General features: G+C 70.7%; 16 protein-coding genes, 1 tRNA gene and 2 pseudogenes. 11 read left to right on the top strand and 8 right to left on the bottom strand.

Features of this window, described 5'->3' with window-relative positions; translation table 11 throughout:
* Nucleotides 1-14: 14 nt before the first annotated feature.
* The 3 genes from ABT137_RS18720 to ABT137_RS18710 all read left to right on the top strand — a co-directional run bounded on the left by ABT137_RS18720 (nt 15) and on the right by ABT137_RS18710 (nt 3,336).
* On the top strand, nt 15-1,436 hold the full coding sequence (locus ABT137_RS18720) for an MFS transporter (RefSeq protein ID WP_351710035.1): 1,422 nt from the start codon (nt 15-17) through the stop codon (nt 1,434-1,436).
* 152 nt (nt 1,437-1,588) lie between these two features.
* Nucleotides 1,589-2,464 (top strand): NmrA family NAD(P)-binding protein, encoded by an 876-nt coding sequence (locus ABT137_RS18715; RefSeq protein WP_351710032.1) that lies wholly within the window; start codon nt 1,589-1,591, stop codon nt 2,462-2,464.
* 41 nt (nt 2,465-2,505) lie between these two features.
* On the top strand, nt 2,506-3,336 hold the full coding sequence (locus ABT137_RS18710; protein ID WP_351710029.1) for an oxidoreductase: 831 nt from the start codon (nt 2,506-2,508) through the stop codon (nt 3,334-3,336).
* Nucleotides 3,337-3,397: 61 nt separating this feature from the next.
* Here ABT137_RS18710 and ABT137_RS18705 read toward each other — a convergent pair whose 3' ends face one another.
* Nucleotides 3,398-4,027, bottom strand: a complete 630-nt coding sequence (locus ABT137_RS18705) for a TetR/AcrR family transcriptional regulator (protein ID WP_351710026.1) — start codon at nt 4,025-4,027, stop codon at nt 3,398-3,400.
* Nucleotides 4,028-4,219: 192 nt separating this feature from the next.
* Between ABT137_RS18705 and ABT137_RS18700 the strand changes: the two genes are divergently transcribed.
* Nucleotides 4,220-5,182, top strand: a complete 963-nt coding sequence (locus ABT137_RS18700) for a zinc-binding dehydrogenase (protein WP_351710540.1) — start codon at nt 4,220-4,222, stop codon at nt 5,180-5,182.
* 2 nt (nt 5,183-5,184) lie between these two features.
* Nucleotides 5,185-5,445, top strand: a pseudogene (locus ABT137_RS18695) (IS982 family transposase); the annotation flags it as partial.
* Nucleotides 5,446-5,488: 43 nt separating this feature from the next.
* Here the strand turns inward: ABT137_RS18695 and ABT137_RS18690 are convergent.
* Together ABT137_RS18690 and ABT137_RS18685 are read right to left on the bottom strand one after the other, a co-directional pair.
* Nucleotides 5,489-5,812: pseudogene (locus ABT137_RS18690) on the bottom strand (helix-turn-helix domain-containing protein); the annotation flags it as partial.
* Nucleotides 5,813-5,863: 51 nt separating this feature from the next.
* Entirely contained in the window at nt 5,864-6,031 is a 168-nt protein-coding gene (locus ABT137_RS18685) for a hypothetical protein (RefSeq protein ID WP_351710023.1), read from the bottom strand.
* A 377-nt stretch (nt 6,032-6,408) separates the two neighbouring features.
* On the opposite strand from ABT137_RS18685, the gene ABT137_RS18680 reads away from it, so the two are divergent.
* Together ABT137_RS18680 and ABT137_RS18675 are read left to right on the top strand one after the other, a co-directional pair.
* Complete coding sequence (locus tag ABT137_RS18680; protein ID WP_351710020.1) at nt 6,409-6,909, top strand: hypothetical protein; 501 nt, start codon at nt 6,409-6,411, stop codon at nt 6,907-6,909.
* A 199-nt stretch (nt 6,910-7,108) separates the two neighbouring features.
* Entirely contained in the window at nt 7,109-8,485 is a 1,377-nt protein-coding gene (locus tag ABT137_RS18675; RefSeq protein ID WP_351710539.1) for an NF041680 family putative transposase, read from the top strand.
* A gap of 77 nt (nt 8,486-8,562) precedes the next feature.
* Here the strand turns inward: ABT137_RS18675 and ABT137_RS18670 are convergent, their stop codons facing one another.
* Entirely contained in the window at nt 8,563-9,459 is an 897-nt protein-coding gene (locus ABT137_RS18670; protein ID WP_351710017.1) for an SCO6745 family protein, read from the bottom strand.
* A gap of 33 nt (nt 9,460-9,492) precedes the next feature.
* Nucleotides 9,493-10,026, bottom strand: a complete 534-nt coding sequence (locus ABT137_RS18665) for a YbhB/YbcL family Raf kinase inhibitor-like protein (protein ID WP_351710014.1) — start codon at nt 10,024-10,026, stop codon at nt 9,493-9,495.
* Nucleotides 10,027-10,136: 110 nt separating this feature from the next.
* On the opposite strand from ABT137_RS18665, the gene ABT137_RS18660 reads away from it, so the two are divergent.
* Nucleotides 10,137-10,829, top strand: a complete 693-nt coding sequence (locus ABT137_RS18660) for a GntR family transcriptional regulator (RefSeq protein WP_351710012.1) — start codon at nt 10,137-10,139, stop codon at nt 10,827-10,829.
* On the opposite strand, the gene ABT137_RS18655 is transcribed toward ABT137_RS18660, so the two are convergent.
* Together ABT137_RS18655 and ABT137_RS18650 are read right to left on the bottom strand one after the other, a co-directional pair.
* The gene (locus ABT137_RS18655; RefSeq protein WP_351710009.1) at nt 10,826-11,545 is read right to left on the bottom strand and encodes a HAMP domain-containing protein; all 720 of its coding nucleotides are present in this window, start codon (nt 11,543-11,545) and stop codon (nt 10,826-10,828) included. The genes ABT137_RS18660 and ABT137_RS18655 overlap by 4 nt on opposite strands.
* Nucleotides 11,546-11,755: 210 nt before the next feature.
* Nucleotides 11,756-11,829, bottom strand: a tRNA-Pro gene (locus ABT137_RS18650).
* Between the two features lie 108 nt (nt 11,830-11,937).
* On the opposite strand from ABT137_RS18650, the gene ABT137_RS18645 reads away from it, so the two are divergent.
* The 3 genes from ABT137_RS18645 (at nt 11,938) to ABT137_RS18635 (ending at nt 15,418) form a co-directional block, all read left to right on the top strand.
* Nucleotides 11,938-12,447, top strand: coding sequence for a DUF309 domain-containing protein (locus ABT137_RS18645; protein WP_351710007.1), 510 nt, complete (start codon nt 11,938-11,940; stop codon nt 12,445-12,447).
* A 45-nt stretch (nt 12,448-12,492) separates the two neighbouring features.
* Nucleotides 12,493-13,275, top strand: coding sequence for a precorrin-6A synthase (deacetylating) (gene cobF / locus ABT137_RS18640; RefSeq protein WP_351710004.1), 783 nt, complete (start codon nt 12,493-12,495; stop codon nt 13,273-13,275).
* Between the two features lie 61 nt (nt 13,276-13,336).
* On the top strand, nt 13,337-15,418 hold the full coding sequence (locus ABT137_RS18635) for an MDR family MFS transporter (RefSeq protein ID WP_351710001.1): 2,082 nt from the start codon (nt 13,337-13,339) through the stop codon (nt 15,416-15,418).
* A gap of 84 nt (nt 15,419-15,502) precedes the next feature.
* Here ABT137_RS18635 and ABT137_RS18630 read toward each other — a convergent pair whose 3' ends face one another.
* A complete protein-coding gene (locus ABT137_RS18630; protein ID WP_351709998.1) occupies nt 15,503-16,249 on the bottom strand; it encodes a cobalt-precorrin-6A reductase in 747 nt (248 codons plus the stop codon).
* Nucleotides 16,250-16,631 lie beyond the last annotated feature (382 nt).

Genomic DNA, 16,631 nt, shown 5'->3' with positions numbered 1-16,631 from the left:
CGGAGGCGGACAGGATGCCCACACAGGCTGCACCGCACGCGGTCGCGTCGACACCGCACACCGGCCCGGCCCCGGCCGTCACCGACGCCGGTCACCCGCGCCGCTGGAGCATCATGGCGGTGCTGGGTGGCGTCGCCTTCATGGCGCAGCTCGACTTCTTCGTCGTCAACGTCGCCCTCGCCGGGATCGGGCGGTCGTTCCCGGGCACGGACGTCGCAAGCGTGTCGTGGGTGCTGTCGGCCTACGCGATCGTCTTCGCCGCCGTGCTCGTGCCCGCGGGCCGGATCGCGGACCACTGGGGACGTAAGAAGATGCTGCTGTCCGGAGTGGCGCTCTTCACCCTCACCTCCGCCGTAGCGGCTGCCGCACCCAGCCTCGGCGTGCTGGTCGGTGCCCGGGCTCTCCAGGCTGTCGGCGCGGCGATGATCGTGCCGACCTCGCTGGGTCTGCTCTACCCGAGCTTTCCCAAACGCCGGCACACCCTGGTGGTCGGCCTGTGGGCGGGCGTGGGCGCGATCGCGGCCTCGGCAGGCCCGCCCGTCGGCGGTCTGCTCGTCACCCTCGACTGGCGATGGATCTTCCTGATCAACGTTCCTGTCGGCATCACCACCCTCATCGCCGGTGCGCTGCTGCTGCCCGAGGTGCGTCGGCCCAAGGGTGCCGATATGCCGGACGCGGCTTCCGCCCTCGCACTTCTGCTGGCCGTGAGCCTTGTGGTGCTCGCCACCGTCCAGGCACCGGGCTGGGGCTGGACGGACATGCGCACCGTGGCCCTGTTCGCCGCAGCCGCCCTGGCCGGGGCCGCGACCGTCGAGCGGACCCTGCACGCCAAGGCGCCGGTCATCGAGAAGCAGCTGTTCGCCGGCAGGGCGTTCACCGCCGCCGGCGTGGCCCTGTTCCTGTTCTCCGCCGGCTTCGCGATCGTCCTGCTCAGCACCGCCCTGTTCCTGCAGGAGGTCTGGCACTTCAGCCCGCTGCGCGCAGGCGTCTCCATCGTCCCGGCGCCCCTGGCCTCGATCGCCTTCGCCATGAACGCCGGCCCCATCCAGAGCCGCTTCGGACGCACCGTCCCCGCCGTGACCGGCACGCTGGCCATGGCACTCGCCGCCGGCTACTGGCTCGCGGCCGTGCACACCGCCCCCGACTACTGGGGCGGCATGTTCCCGGGCCTGATCCTGGTGGGCCTGGCCGGCGGTCTGGCCCAGGCGCCGCTGTTCGCCGCCGCCGGTGCCCTCGCACCCGAACGCGCCACCACCGGCAGCGCCGTACTCAACATGAGCCGCCAGATCGGCAGCGCCGTGGGGGTGGCCCTGCTCGTCGCCCTCACCCCCCGGACCACGACCACCGGGTTCGACCACGCCTGGTGGGTCCAGGCCGGCGCCGGACTCGCTGCGGCCGCCGCGCTGATCGCCCTCCGGCCCCGCCGCACACCCTGACCACAGGGCCGCGGCCACTCGGGCGGGCCCGCGATCACAGCCTCCTGCAAGACGGGCATCGCACCACGTCACTCATCTTCTGCGACACCCGCTCGAAGGTCTGACGCTGGAGTTCCCGCCAGCTCCCCTCTCAAGAAACGGAGATCATCATCATGGAACGCAACCTCCTCGTGATCGGGGCCACCGGCAAGACCGGCGGCCACACCACCGAACTCCTGCTCCAGCGCGGGCACCACGTCCGCGCACTCGTCCGCGGCCTCGACGGGCGCGCCGAGCGGCTCGCCGCCCTCGGAGCCGACGTCGTGGAAGGCGACGTCCTCGACCTCGACTCCCTGGACCACGCGACCAAGGGGATCGACGCCCTGTACTTCACCTATCCGATCCGCCCCGGCCTGATGGACGCCACCGCGAACGTGGCCCAAGCGGCGGAGGAGAACGGGGTCCAGGCCATCGTGAACATGTCCCAGGTCTCCGCCCGCCGCAACACCGCCAGCAACGCGGCACGCCAGCACTGGGTCGCCGAACGCGTCCTGGACCACGCCCCGGTCCCGGTCACCCACATCCGCCCGACCTTCTTCGCCCAGTGGCTGATCGACACCTGGGCCGACGGAACCGGCGAACTACGCCTGCCGTTCGCCGACGGACGCCACGCCCCCATCGCCGAAAGCGACCAGGCCAAGGTGATCGCGGCCATCCTCGAAGACCCCGCCCCGCACGCCGGCCAGATCTACCCGCTGTACGGAGCCGAGGAGCTCAACCACTACGAGATCGCCGAGAAGATGTCGCGGGCGCTGGACCGGGAGGTCACCTACGTGCCCATCGAACTCGACGAGTTCGCCGCCATCCTGCGCGGGCGCGGCGCGCCCGACCACCTGATCCAGCACCTGCTCGCCGTGGCCGTCGACTACCGCAACGGCGTCTTCGCCGGCACCAACGACCTCGTGAGGACGATCGGCGGCAGCGCCCCTCTCGACGTCGAGGGCTTCATCGCCCAAAACCGCGCGGCCTTCGACCTGCACGCCGCCTGAGAATGCGACCTGCCCACCGCCTGAACACTGTGGAGAACACCATGAGCGTCTGGTTCGTCACTGGATCGTCCCGGGGCTTCGGCCTGGAAATCACCCGTGCCGCCCTCGCCGCCGGCCACCAGGTGGCCGCGACCGCCAGGAGGGCCGAAACCGTCCGCGAGCAGTTCCCCGACGCCGGCGACACGCTGCTCACCGTGCCGCTGGACGTGACCGACCCGCAGAGCATCCAGGCGGCCGTCGACGCAGCGGTCGAGCGGTTCGGACGGATCGACGTCCTGGTCAACAACGCCGGCACCGGACTGCTCGCCGCCGTCGAAGAGTCCGACGACGCCGCCGTACGCGCGGTGTTCGAGACCAACGTGTTCGGCCCGCTCGCCGTACAGCGCGCCGTGCTGCCGGTACTGCGCCGCCGGCGCTCCGGCCACGTGATCAACATCAGCTCCATCGTGGGCTTCGGCACCGCGCCGGGCTGGGGCATCTACGCCTCCACGAAGTTCGCCGTCGAAGGCTTTACCGAGACCCTCCACACCGAACTGGCCCCCTTGGGCATCCATGTGACGCTCGTGGAACCGGGCTTCTTCCGCACCGACTTCCTCGACCCGGCCAGCCTGCACACCGGCCCCGACACGATCGACGACTACGCGGCCACCGTCGGCGCGATGCGGGAGGCCGCCGCGAGCCTGAACCACGCCCAGCCCGGCGACCCGGTCAAGGCCGCGCGCGCCATCGTCGAGATGGCCGCCGTCCCCGAGCCGCCCCTGCGCCTCCCGCTCGGAGCCGACACCCTGCAAGCCTTCGACGCCAAACTGGACACCTTCCGCAAGGAGATGGACGCCTGGCGGCACGTCGCTCTCTCCACCGACCACGACTAGACGATCTGTTCCAAGGGGTTCAGTGGTTCGTGCGTCGAACGTGGATACCGCTCGCCCACGGTCAGGCGCCGGCCGGCGCTGCGGATGCCAGTCGTGCCGCTGGTGGTAGCGGCGCGTGGTGAGGGCAGGCTTCAAGCGCCTGGATCGCCAGCCCTGCGAAGCGTCGGGAGGCCATGACCTGGGTGGCGGTGGATGCGGCGTGGATCCCCTTGTTGGCCATGAGTACGAGAATGAGGTCGTCCAGAACGAAGTCGGGCCTCAGGTGCCCTGCGTCCTTGGCTCGCTGGGCCAGTCCGGCGACTGCTTTCACCGTGTACTCACGTCCCGCGACATCCGGCGCCCCCGGGAGGGTTGACAGGAAGGCTTCGGTGAAGCCCCGATCGCGTGCGTGCAGCTCACAGATCTTCTCGATCACCAGGCAGAGGCCACGCCACGGATCAGGATCTGCGCACCCCTCGTCGACGATCGTGCGACATGCGCGCAGTTGGTCCGCGAAGGCTTCGGCGACCAGCATCTGCTTGGTCGGGAAGTGACGGTACAAGGTGGCGGGTCCCACCCCGGCACGCCGCGCGATCTCCCGCATCGGCACATCCAGGCCCTCGGCCGAGAACAGCGCTCGGGCCGCGTCCTGGATGCGGTCGCGGTTGTCCATCGCGTCGGAACGCAGCTTATGAGGCAACTGCTCGGTCACTCTCTCACTTTAACCAAACGGACGGGGGCGTCCGATACCGTCCAAGACGTAGAAGCTCGCCGAGATCATTGGGGCGCACGGCACGGGGACCGATCCTCGGCCGTGGCGTGAAGCCTCTTCCCGCCAGGCGGCGATCGGTGGCGGGTATGGAGCCGGATCGTGCTTGAGCGGTCCGAAAACGTGGAGACGACATTGAAGGCAATCGCGATCCGGAAGTTCGGGGGTCCTGAGGGTCTGGCTGTTGTCGACCTGCCGATACCCGCACCTGCTGCCGGGCAGGTGCTGATGGCCGTTGAGGCGGTGGGCGTCGGTGGTGTCGACACCGTGATCCGAAGCGGGGCTCTGGCCGCCTACGGCTTCAAGGAGGGTTTCATCCCGGGTGGCGAGGTGGTGGGCACCGTGACCGCGGTCGGTGACGGCGTCGACGCGTCGTGGATCGGCCTGCGGGTGTGGGGCTTCACCGGCACCGGCGGAGGCTACGTCGAACAGGCCGTCGCGCCGGTCGAGCAGATTCTTCCCCTGCCCAGTACCCTGTCCGCCGTCGCCGCGGTGACCCTCGGCAGTTCCGGTGCGGTGGCTCACTTCGGGCTTCGCCACGCCCATTTCACTCCCGGGGAGACAGTCTTGGTGCGTGGCGCGGCCGGCAGCATCGGGATCATGGCCGTTCAGCTCGCTGCTCGCGGTGGTGCCGCCGCGGTGGCGGTCACGACATCGTCGGCCGAGCGCGGCGAGCGGCTGCGCCGTCTCGGCGCGACCCACGTGCTGGACCGCTCCGGCCACGGAGGGAAGGAGGCTCCAGCGGGCTATGACGTCATCATCGACGTTGTGGCCGGTGAGGACATGCCGTCGTTCGTCGACAGGCTCAACCCGAACGGCCGCATGGTGGCCGTGGGCGCTGTCGCAGGTCAGCCGCCCTCGGACTTCGGCACGAAGATCATGGCGGCGTTCCAGAAGTCGATGTCCTTCGCCGCTTTCAGCGCAGCTACCGTCGCCCAAGCCGACCTGCGTGCCGTGCGCAGCGAGCAGTTCGCCGCAGCCGGTCGCGGCGAGATCGAAACAGTGGTGCACGAGGTGCTGCCACTGGACAAAGCCGTGCTGGCGCACCAGAAGATGGCCGCGGGTGAGGTCTTCGGGAGGATCGTGCTGACACCGTAGTCGTGGGTTCGCCGCAGTACAGGCCATGGCGGCCGACCGTGGGCATGAGCGCGCCGCAGCTCAGCGATGCCGAGTTGGCGACCCTGGCGATGATGCAGGCCATGCTCGGCTTCACCTCCGAAGCGCGGTGGCTGCGGCACGCTCATGCCCACCTGGACACCACGCTGTGGAGCGACGACGTATGGGGCGTGGACTCCACGCCGCTTGAGTGCGACCGTTCCCGTGAGACCGTCAAGCGCTCCGACCTGGCCGGATGGTCCCAGGCTGCGCCGGCGCTCTGAGGAGATCGGGCTGCCCCGGATCGGCGTCCCCGATGAGCACGGTGTCCTTGCGGAATCGTCGGCGTGGCCGCAGGGCGAGCAGGGGTGCGAGGCGGTTGATGATGCGGTCGGCCGCAGCCTTCGAGATTCCGAACAGCGGCGCAAGCCGGCGCAGTGTCTAGTTCGTCCGCCAGTACGCCGCGACCAGCAGGACGCGGTCCTCCAGGGGCAGGCCCCACGGCGGGCCTCGGCGGACCGTGTCCGCTCCCTCGCGGCGCAGGGCGGTCACCAGCTTGCCGAAGCAGCGCGGGCTCAGCCTGGTGAACGGGCCTGTCCAGGACGGCTGTGACGCCGTGATCACACCAGCCACGGATGGATCTTTTCACCGCGGCTTGGGCCGGACCCCTCATCCAGCTTCTCGTCAGCCGGCCAGACGGCGCCGCCACCAGAGGTCGGAACGCCACTGCCGATCAGCGGCGAACGGATCGGCCGGCGTCCGCTCGACGTACCTGGCATCCAGGGCGCGGACTTGGTGTTCCAGCTGGGCGCGGGGCCAGGGAGGCAACTGCTGCAAGACCTCCTCCAGCACGTCGCGAGCGTGCCGCACGTCGTCGAAGGAGCAGCCGCGGCACGAACACTCCGCATCCTGCGCGTCGTCCGGGGGGCTGCAGAAACGCCCGATACCGCCGCAGCGCACGGTCGGTGGCACCGGGGTAGACGTAGTAGTCGCCCGAGAGCCGTCGGCGTCCGACCGGTCCGACGCCGACGAGTGCTGAGGGTCCGTCAGGGGCCCGGATTTTCACACACTGCAAGTCTCGGATGGGGGCCCGACCCACTTTTGAGTGAGAACGGGTTCTGAGCTTGTTCTTTAACCTCGGTCTGGCCATGGCAGGGTGGCTGGCAGGCCTGAAAGTGAGCGGTCGAATCGGGATGCACCGATGTGCAAGGCAGTTGCATACTCACTGCATGGCCTTGTTCTCTGGGCGGTTCCGGGATCCGCGCAGCACCGAGTACGACTTCATCAGCTTGATCATTGTGCGGTGTCCGGGTTGCGAGAAGGCCGCTCGTGTTGTTCCAGCGCCCGAAAACTCTGCTCCCGGGGGTCGGCCCCTGTTCAGGCCACGACGTCTGGTCTGTCGTGGCTGCGGGCTGTCTCGAATGTGGAGCGGCCGTCGTGTCGAGCTCTCTGCTGGCACAGATCAACCCGCGACGGATCCGTACTTCGGTATGCCTTTGTGGCTCCAGGTTGAGACCCGGCACGGGTGGTTGTGGGCGTACAACCTCGAGCATCTCGACTTGATCCGTCGTTTCGTCCAGGCATCGCTGCGGGAACGAGCGCCCTGGTACGACACCGGGCAGAAGATGACGTTGGTGGCCCGTCTTCCGGCATGGATCAAGCGGGCGAAGAACCGCGACGAGATTCTGCGTGCCGTCAGCCGCATCCAGGCCTCGCTGGTTGCCGCCTGACCTGCTCACCGGCATTCAAACAGCACTCGAACTTGATCTATGGTTGGGCTGTTCAACGGACACGCGGGCGGCCTCCGCACGATCATGTGCTCCGACCAAGGAGGCACTTGACCAGTGCGAAGGCCGTAAGGGTGAGTATGCTGTTCCGGCGGAGGCGTTCGCGAACGCCTCACGCTTCCGGGACGACTTATTCGACTGTCTGACCGCCCGTGGGGACGAGCTGTTCGAGCTCGTGGACGCGTTGCTGTGCGCGGACGGGCCGGTGACGTCGCCGGTGGACCTGACGCTGGTGGCCGAGCACCGGCGTGGGCACGGCGCGATGTACGAGGCGTTGAACTGCGGGAACGTGGACGTGCCCCGGCTGCGGCAGGTGCTGGCCGGTCTGCCGATGCCGCGGGCCGCCGACGGGCGCCTGGTCCTGGCGGTCGACGTCAGCAACTGGCTCCGCCCCGACGCGCCGACCAGCGCGGATCGCCTGTTCTGCCACGTCTACGGCCGCAGCGGACGGTCTTCGGATCAGTTCATCCCTGGCTGGCCGTACTCGTTCGTCGCCGCCCTCGAATCGGGCCGCACCTCTTGGTGCCAGCTCCTGGACGCCGTCCGTCTCGGACCCGAGGACGACGTCGCCGAGGTCACCGCTGCCCAACTCCGCCGTGTGGTCACTGACCTGATCGAGATGGGCCGCTGGCACTTCGGCGACCGCGACATCCTCATCGTCTTCGACGCCGGCTACGACGCCCCGCGCATGGCCCACCTCCTCGACGGGCTCCCCGTCGAGGTCCTGGGACGGATGCGCTCGGACCGGGTGATGCGACGGCCGGCGCCCTCGCTCAAGGAGTACGCCCTGGCCTATCCTCAGGGCGGGCGCTACCCGAAGCACGGCAAGCAGTTCCGCTTCGCCAAGCCGGAGACCTGGGGCGAGCCGGACGCGGCAACCGTGCAGGTCACCGACCGGTACGGCACCGCCCGCGCGATGGCCTGGGACCGCATCCACCCCCGCCTGACCACCCGCTCCGCGTGGATCGACCACACCGGCGAACTCCCCATCATCGAAGGCACGCTGATCCGCCTCCAGGTCGACCGCCTGCCCGGCGGAGGCGCCCCGCTCCCGCTCTGGCTCTGGTCGTCCGCCACCGGCCTGAACAGCGAGGACGTGGACGTGCGCTGGCAGGCGTTCCTGCGGAGATTCGACATCGAACACCTCTTCAGGCTGATGAAACAGACCCTCGGGTGGACCCGTCCGAAGCTGCGAACCCCCGAGGCCGGCGAGCGCTGGACCTGGCTGATCATCGCCGCGCACACCCAGATCCGACTTCTGCGCGAAGCCGCCGCCGATTTGCGGCGGCCGTGGGAGAAGCCCGCCGAGCCCGGCCGGCTCACCCCGGCCCGAGTCCGCCGAGGGTTTCGGAACCTCCGCCCGCACCTGCACTGTCCGGCCCGTGCGCCGAAACCCTCAACTCTCGGGCCTGGAAGGCCACTTGGCTCAAAGAACCGGCGGCCCGCCACCCGCCACGACGTGGGCAAGACCGTGAAACGACCCGAGAGCATCACCGAACGAAACCGACTCAGACCATAAAGAACAAGCTGAGAGTCGATCCAAGATCAGCGGGGGTCTGGCGGCCGCCTGTCGATCTTGCTCGCGCAAAGGACCGTTCATGCGAGATCAGACCGTCCATGAACGGCCTGGAACGTCCCCGCCGCGGTGAACGCGTTGGTGATCGGCGCGATGAGCGCGGCGAAGTGGCGGGCGCCCGCGGTGCCGATCGGCGCCCACAGCGCGGCGCAGTGCTCGTCCGTTTCCACTTCGATGCGCTCGCGTGCCGCACTGCCGACGTCGGTGACCACGCCGTGGGAGTCGAGCCAGCCGCGCGCGACGAGGCGTGCCGTCGCCGCGCTCCACTCCTCGTCGTCCCACTGACGGGTCGCTCGCGCGAGAGCTGTCGGGAGGCGGCCGGTCGCGGTGTGCAGGACAAGGCAGTCGCACGGCCCAAGGCCGTTGTCGGCGAGTACGACGAGATGGGCGTCGCCGCGCCACTCGCGCGCCACCGTGATCTGCTGCCAGAGTGCGACGAGAGGGTCGGGGGGAAGCGCGACCGAGGCGTTCGCGGCGGCGAGCACCTTGCCGGCGTAGTCGGCACCGGCGACGACCGGGTCGATCAGCGAGCGCGCCTCGACGAGGTGGTCGTCCGTGAGACGTATGTTGACGCGCCGCATCGCCCGTCCGGCGGCCAGGAAGCGGGCGGCCTGCCACCGCTCGGGCGGCGCGGCGTCCCACACGCCCGCCATGGCCCGCACCGCCCGCGGGCTGAAGTTGTAGAAGGCCGCGGCCGTGACGTGCCACGGAACCGCGCCCATCGCGGCCGACCGGAAGGCCAGATACGCCGGCCCGCGGTCGGTCACGCCGAGCTCGGCCGCCTCCTGGGCACTCTCGGGGACGAGATAGATGAACAGGTGGGCGGCGCTGACGGCGTGGCTGACGTCACGGACGGCGGTGAGGTCTATCGGGCCGTCGCCGGTGCGGGCGGAGTCGGGAAGGGCTTCGAGGTGCATGGCGGTGGTGTCTCCGGGAGTCGGGCGGCGCCGTCAGGCGGGTGTTTCGGCGGTGGCGGTCAACACCGCGCGTCCGAGGGTGTGACCGGCCATGGTGAAGCCGAGGACGGCCGGTGTGGCGTCGGCCGGGACGCCTGTGGCGGGGATGTCGAGGGCGTGCACCACGATGAAGTAACGGTGCGGGCCGTGTCCGGCCGGCGGGGCGGCGCCGATGAAGCGAGCCACGCGGGCGTCGTTGGGCAACTGGTAGGCGCCTTCGGGCAGCTGTGAGCCGGTGTCGTCGCCGGCGCCCTCGGGGAGCTCGGTGACAGTGGCGGGGATGTCGGCGACCGCCCAGTGCCAGAACCCGGACCCGGTGGGGGCGTCGGGGTCGTAGACGGTGACGGCGTAGCTCTTGGTGCCGTCCGGGGCGCCGCTCCAGGACAGCTGCGGGGATGTGTCCTTCCCGCCGGGCAGGCCGGAGGAGTGCTGCTCGGGCGGCCACGCGGTGCCGTCGGTGACGGTGGTGCTGGTGACGGTGAATGAGGCCGCCTGGGGGAGGCGGGCGAAGGGGTTGTTGGCAGACACGGCGGTCGTTCCTTTCCGGACGAGGACGTCCTCATCGGCTGCTGAATCGACCATAACATCAATAATCGATTATCCAAGGGATCGTCTATCAGGTCGTCTAGGATGGGTTCATGACTCAGACCGCGCACTCCTCGACCCCGCCGGGGAAGCAGATGCTCTCCGAGCAGGTCTACGCACACCTGCGGGACGCGATCATGCGCGGGGACCACCCCCCCGGCACCCCCCTCAAGCCGCAGGATCTTGCCAAGGAGCAGGGCGTGAGCCTGGCCGTGGTGCGCGAGGCACTCGTGCGGGTGGTGGGCGAGGGGCTCGCCGACCGGCTGCCCAACCGCGGTTTCGCGGTCCCGTCCTTCTCCGACCGCCGCTGGCAGGAGATCGCGGAAGCCCGCCGGACCGTCGAACCGGTCGTACTGCGCATGTCCATCGAGCGCGGCGACGTCGACTGGGAGGCCCGTGTGCGGGCCGCCCATCATCGTCTGGTGCGCACTCCGGCGTACGTGCCGGAGGAAGGCGAGTACTACACCGCTGCTTGGGCCGAGGCTCACAGGGCCTTCCACCGCACGTTGCTGGAGGGGTGCGGCAACCGCGCACTGCTGGAGACCTTCGACCGGTTGTGGACCGCCAGCGAGCTGGCCCGCCGTTGGTCGGCGCACCGCAACCCCGGCCGGGACGGCGCCACGGAACACCGCAGGCTGGAGGAGGCGGTGCTGGCCCGCGACGCCGACACCGCAGCCGCGGTCCTGGTCCAGCACCTCACCTTGACCGCGGCTGCTCTGACCGACGATTCAGGCCAGGTCACCTAGGCGTCGGCCGTCCCCGTCCTGCCCCGCCCCGCTTGGGTGTCCGCGAGGTCCAGCAGCGTGTGTACGGTGCGGACACTGCGGCTGTTCAGGGTGCACAGGTCTTGCAGGAGGTCACGTGTCGGTCCGGGCGGCTCGTCGGCCAGCGCGTCGTCGATGACCGCCTGCGTGGTAGCCAGTGGTGTCCGCAGTTCGTGGGAGGCGTTCGCCGCGAAACGGCGCTGTGCCTCGAAGGCGTCGTCCAGTCTCGCGAGCATGACGTTGAAGGTGACAGCCAGGTCGGTGATCTCGTCCCTGGTCCGGCCCACCGGTACCCGGGCGCGCAGGTCCGCGGCGGCGGCTTGGCGGGGCGCGGCGGCCATCGCGCTCAGCGGTGCCAGCGAGCGTCGTATGATCCGGCGCACGGCGAACACTCCGGAGACGACCCCGACGGTGAGGGCGATAGCCGAGAACACCTGCAGCCGCTCGACCTCCTGCCGGGGCGGGACCGGACCCGCCGTACCCGTGGAGGGTGGAAGTGCGCCTCCCGTCGTGCCGGGCGCGACCGCCGGTGCCCCTCCGACGATGCCGACGGGAACGTAGGCCGTCAGCAGCGTGACGGTGGCGATCATGACCAGGGCCAGCACGGTGAAGACGGCGATCAGGCTCCCGATGATCTGGGCGCTGAGGGACCTGCGAGGAGCCGGTCGCGGTGTCCCGCCCGCGTCAGGTGCGGACAACGCGGTACCCGACACCGGGAACGGTCTCGATCGGCCACGGCCTGCCGAGCTTCTTGCGCAGCGTGGAGATGACCACGCGGGGGGGGGGAGTTGGTGAAGGGCTGAGACCGGCTGCCGAGTGTCTCTCGGTTGCCATCACGCCGCCATCACGTGTCACACGAACGCACTCAGCGGGCCCGCCGATTCCGGCAGACCCGCTGGTGAACACCGTCGGGACGACAGGATTTGAACCTGCGACCCCTTGACCCCCAGTCAAGTGCGCTACCAAGCTGCGCCACGTCCCGGTGCTGCACTGTCGCGCGGTGACCCGCGTGATCGCGCGAACAGAACCTTACCCCACGTACCTGGCCGGGCCGAAAGCAGGCGGCGGACGAGGGAGGACAATCGGTCGTATGCGAGACGCGTGGACAGAGGCACGGGACCGGGACGCCGAGGGCAGGGCGCGCAGCGCCCGGCCGCGGGACGGGCTGGGGCGGCCGCTGCCGTACGGCGCACCGGGTGTCGAGCGGCAGCCCGAAGGCGTCGTACGGACTCCGGAGGAGACGGTCGCCGAGGCTCAGGCGCTGCTGGACGCCGGGAAGCCCTTCCACGCGCACGAGGTGTTCGAGGACGCCTGGAAGTCGGGGCCCGAGGCGGAGCGCACGCTGTGGCGGGGGCTGGCCCAGCTGGCGGTGGGGCTCACGCACGCGGCCCGCGGGAACGCGACCGGCGGCGCGCGGCTGCTGCGGCGCGGCGCGGGTGCGGTGGAGGAGTGGGCGGGCGGGGGCGGAGGGCCACGGCCTCACGGGATCGATGTCGACGGGCTCGCGCGGTGGGCGCGGGAGCTGGCCGGGCGGGTGGAGGGCGGCGCCGGGAGCGTCGACGCTAAGGGCGAGGCGCCCCGGCTGCGCGGCTCCCGGTAGCACCGGGGTGACCCGCTGTCAGTGCCATGCGGCAGACTCGGGGGCGTGCGAGAGATTCATGTCATCGGTATCGGCGCGGGCGACCCCGACCAGCTCACCCTCCAGGCGGTCCGGGCGCTGAAGAGCACGGACGTGTTCTTCCTCCTCGACAAGGGCGAGGTCAAGAGCGACCTGACACAGCTGCGCCTGGACATGCTCGACACGCACATACCGGACGGCGGTTACCGGGTGGTCGAGGCACGGGACCCGGAGCGGGACCGGGCCGCGGGCGGCGGGGCGTACCCGCCGGCCGTCGGCGACTGGCGCAGCGCCCGCGCGGACATCTACGAGCGGCTGATCCGCGAGGAGCTGGGCGAGGAGCAGACCGGCGCCTTCCTGGTGTGGGGCGATCCGTCGTTGTACGACAGCACGTTGGCGATCCTGGAGGAGGTGCTGGCCCGGGGCGCGGTGCGGTTCGCGTACGACGTGCTGCCCGGGATCAGCAGTGTCTCGGCACTGGCGGCCCGGCACCGTACGGGGCTGAACCGGGTGGCCCGGCCGGTGCAGATCACCACCGGGCGGCGGCTCGCCGAGGGGCTGCCGGACGGGGTGGACGACGTGGTGGTGATGCTCGACGCGCACCAGGCCTTCCGCCGGTACGCGGACGAGGACATCGACATCTACTGGGGCGCGTACCTCGGCACCCCGGACGAGATCCTGGTCTCCGGTCCGATCGCCGAGGCCGGTCCGCGCATCGAGCGGCTGCGGGCCGAGGCACGCGAGCGCAAGGGCTGGATCATGGACACGTATCTGCTGCGCCGCCACCCGGAGGTTCCGAAGGAGGGCTGAGCGGTACCCGGGTGGTCCCTTCCGGTAGGCGACGGTAGCCCACCAGTGTGGTGGTGACATCGTGACAGTGACCGAGGAATCCGTCCTGCCCGACGCGTCCCAGCCGCCCGTCCTCGACGCCCGCCGGCGCAACGTCGTCTTCGTGACGATCATGCTGGGGATGCTGCTCGCGGCCCTGGACCAGACGATCGTGGGCACCGCGCTGCCGACGATCGTGTCGGACCTGGGCGGCGCCGCGCACATGTCGTGGGTGGTCACCTCCTACCTCCTCGCGGAGACCGTGGCGACCGTCCTGGTCGGCAAGTTCGGCGACGTGTTCGGCCGCAAGGTGGTCTTCCAGGTCTCGGCGATCGTGTTCATCACGGGTTCGTTCCTGTGCGGCCTCGCCACCAACATGTCGCTGCTGATCTCCTGGCGGGCGATGCAGGGCATCGGCGCCGGCGGGCTGATGGTGACCGCGATGGCGCTGATCGCCGACGTCATCCCGCTGCGGGAGCGCGGCAAGTACCAGGGCGCGATCGGGGCGGTGTTCGGCGTGGCCACGGTCATCGGGCCGCTGCTCGGCGGGCTGTTCACCGACCACCTGTCGTGGCGCTGGGCGTTCTACGTCAACGTGCCCATCGCGATCGTCGTGGTGGCCGCAGCCGCCCGCACCATCCCGGTGGTGAAGTCGGCGGCGAAGCCGGTCATCGACTACCTGGGCATCGCGCTGGTCGCGGTCGGCGCGAGCTCGCTGATCCTGGCGACGAGCTGGGGCGGCAACGAGTACCCGTGGGCTTCGGGCACCATCATCGGCCTGTTCGTCGGCGGCGCGGTGGCGCTCGCGCTGTTCTGCCGGGTGGAGACCCGGGCGCGGGAACCGATGCTGCCGATGCGGCTGTTCGGCAACCCGGTCTTCACCGTCTGCTCGATCCTCAGCTTCATCGTCGGCTTCGCGATGCTCGGCGCGATGACCTATCTGCCGAGCTACCTCCAGTACGTCGACGGCGACTCGGCGACGATCTCGGGCGTGCGGACCCTGCCGATGGTGATCGGCCTGCTCATCGCCTCGATCTTCAGCGGCAACGTGGTGAGCAAGACCGGCCAGTACCGGCTCTTCCCGATCATCGGCTCCGCGGTCATGGGCGCCGGCCTCTACCTGATGTCCCTGATGGGGCCGGGCACCGGGGCCTGGCTGGAGTCGCTGTACATGTTCGTGCTCGGCACCGGCATCGGCCTGTGCATGCAGGTGCTGACGATCGCCGTGCAGAACACCGTCGACTACACCGACCTCGGGACCGCGACCTCGGGCGTCACCTTCTTCCGCACGCTGGGCAGTTCGTTCGGTACGGCCGTCTTCGGCACCCTCTACACCAACGCGCTGAAGCCGAACCTGGCGGACGGGATCGCCGCCGCCGACAGGGCGACCGCCCTCGGCCCGGCTGTCATCTCCAAGGCGGCCACCAGCCCCGAGGGCCTCCATCGGCTGCCCGCGCCCGCCGCCGAGCCGATCATCCAGGCGTACGCCGACACCATCCACACCGTGTTCCTGTGGACCGTGCCGGTCGCCGCCGTCGGGTTCGTGGTCGCCCTGTTCCTCAAGCAGGTCCAGCTGCGGGACAGCGCCCGGCTCGGCTCCACCGACATGGGCGAGGGGTTCGCCTCGCCGCACGGGCCGGACTCGCAGCGGGTGCTGGAGGCGGCCGTGGCGAAGATCATCGGCCGGGCGGACCTGGAGACCGCCCGCCGCATCATCCGCGAGTCCGGCACCCGGCTGGACGTGGCCGGCGCCTGGGCCGTGATGCAGGTCGAACTGCACACCCGGCTGGTCGGCCACGGCAACCTCGGCCTGATCGCCGCCCGCCGCCGGGTGCCCCCGGAGGTCCTGCTGCCCGTTTTCGACCGCATGGCCGACGAGGGCTACCTCACCCGCGACGGCTCCTTCCTGTCCCTGACCGCGGCCGGCGACCACGAGGCCCGGGTGCTCGGCGACGCGTGGGGCAGCTGGCTGAAGGACCGCGTCCAGCAGGACCTGGGCCGCCCCTCGGGCGCGGACCTGCGCGCCGCGGTCGACGCCATCGGCAAGCGTCTGCTGGTCGAGGACCTGACCGACGGCCTGTCCGAACAGACGGCGGAACTGACGCCGGCCGCCAGGACACCGTGACGTCCAGACACCGTGACGTCCGGACACCCTCACGCCCGGACACCCTGACGCCCGGACGCCCTGACGCCCTGACGCCCGGGGTGGTCACGCGGGGCCGAGACTCAGCCGTTCCAGTACGCCGGCGACGTCCGGCACCGCCGTCACGCCGTCTGGCAACGGGGGCCGCCGTACGACGACCACGGGCAGCCCGAGCTCCCGTGCGGCCGTGAGTTTGGCGGCCGTGGCCGCTCCCCCGCTGTCCTTCGTGACCAGGACGTCGATCAGGTTCCCGGTCAGCAGCGCGCTCTCGTCGGCGACGGTGAACGGCCCGCGCGCCAGCAGCACTTCGGTGTGCCGGGGCAGGGGCGGCTCGGGGGGCTCCACGGACCGTACGACGAAGTGCCGGTCCGCCAGGTGGGCGAAGGCGGACAGGCCCAGGCGGCCGGTGGTCAGGAAGACGCGGGGGCCGAAGCGGGGCAGGGCGGCGGCCGCCGCGGGCAGGGACGGGACCGGGTGCCAGTCGTCGCCGGGGCGTGGCTGCCAGCCGGGGCGGCGCAGGACGACGGAGGGGATTCCGGTGGCCCGGGCGGCACGGGCCGCGTTCGCGGTGATCGTCTCGGCGAAGGGGTGGGTGGCGTCCACCAGCGCGTCCACGCGGTGTTCGCGAAGCCAGTCGCCGAGGCCGGCCGTCCCGCCGAACCCGCCGATCCGCACCTCGCCGGCGAGTGTGCCCGGCCGTGCGACCCGGCCCGCGAGCGAGGTGGTGACCCGGACGCCGGGGCGCCCCGACAACTCGGTGGCGAGGCGGCGGGCCTCGGCGGTACCGCCGAGGATCAGGACGTGCGGGGACATGGGGCGAGCGTACGGGGTCCTCCGCAGGCGGCGAGGCCGTGGGGCCGGGCGACCGGCCGTCACGGGCCACCGGCCGAAACGAACGACCGGCCGGGCCACGGGCCGTCACGCGCCACCGGCCGTCTCGGGCGGCCGTCCGAGACGGGCGCCACGGGACAAGGCCGGCTTCCTCAGGGTCTCCCGGCCCGTCGGGTCCTCAGGCCCGTCCGTCGGGAAGCCCGTCCGTCGGGCTGTCGGGACCGGCCGGAGGCGACGCCGTGACGCATGACGCACGACGGCCGCCCGGCGGGAACGCCGGGCGGCCGTCGTGGGACGGGACCTCCGTCAGCCCTGGCGGGCCTTGAAGCGGGGGTGCTTCATGTTTATAACCTAAAAAAGGAAG

The organism is Streptomyces sp. NPDC001980 (assembly GCF_040296885.1).
GTDB lineage: Bacteria > Actinomycetota > Actinomycetes > Streptomycetales > Streptomycetaceae > Streptomyces.
The sequence above is the reverse complement of the archived record's forward strand: the minus strand, read 5'-3'. Positions and strand labels throughout refer to the sequence as shown.

Coding starts and splice junctions, on each gene's coding strand:
- ABT137_RS18720 (WP_351710035.1), top strand. CDS start 15: ATGCCCACACAGGCTGCACCGCACGCGGTCGCGTCGACACCGCACACC.
- ABT137_RS18715 (WP_351710032.1), top strand. CDS start 1,589: ATGGAACGCAACCTCCTCGTGATCGGGGCCACCGGCAAGACCGGCGGC.
- ABT137_RS18710 (WP_351710029.1), top strand. CDS start 2,506: ATGAGCGTCTGGTTCGTCACTGGATCGTCCCGGGGCTTCGGCCTGGAA.
- ABT137_RS18680 (WP_351710020.1), top strand. CDS start 6,409: ATGGCCTTGTTCTCTGGGCGGTTCCGGGATCCGCGCAGCACCGAGTAC.
- ABT137_RS18670 (WP_351710017.1), bottom strand. CDS start 9,459: ATGCACCTCGAAGCCCTTCCCGACTCCGCCCGCACCGGCGACGGCCCG.
- ABT137_RS18660 (WP_351710012.1), top strand. CDS start 10,137: ATGACTCAGACCGCGCACTCCTCGACCCCGCCGGGGAAGCAGATGCTC.
- ABT137_RS18645 (WP_351710007.1), top strand. CDS start 11,938: ATGCGAGACGCGTGGACAGAGGCACGGGACCGGGACGCCGAGGGCAGG.
- ABT137_RS18630 (WP_351709998.1), bottom strand. CDS start 16,249: ATGTCCCCGCACGTCCTGATCCTCGGCGGTACCGCCGAGGCCCGCCGC.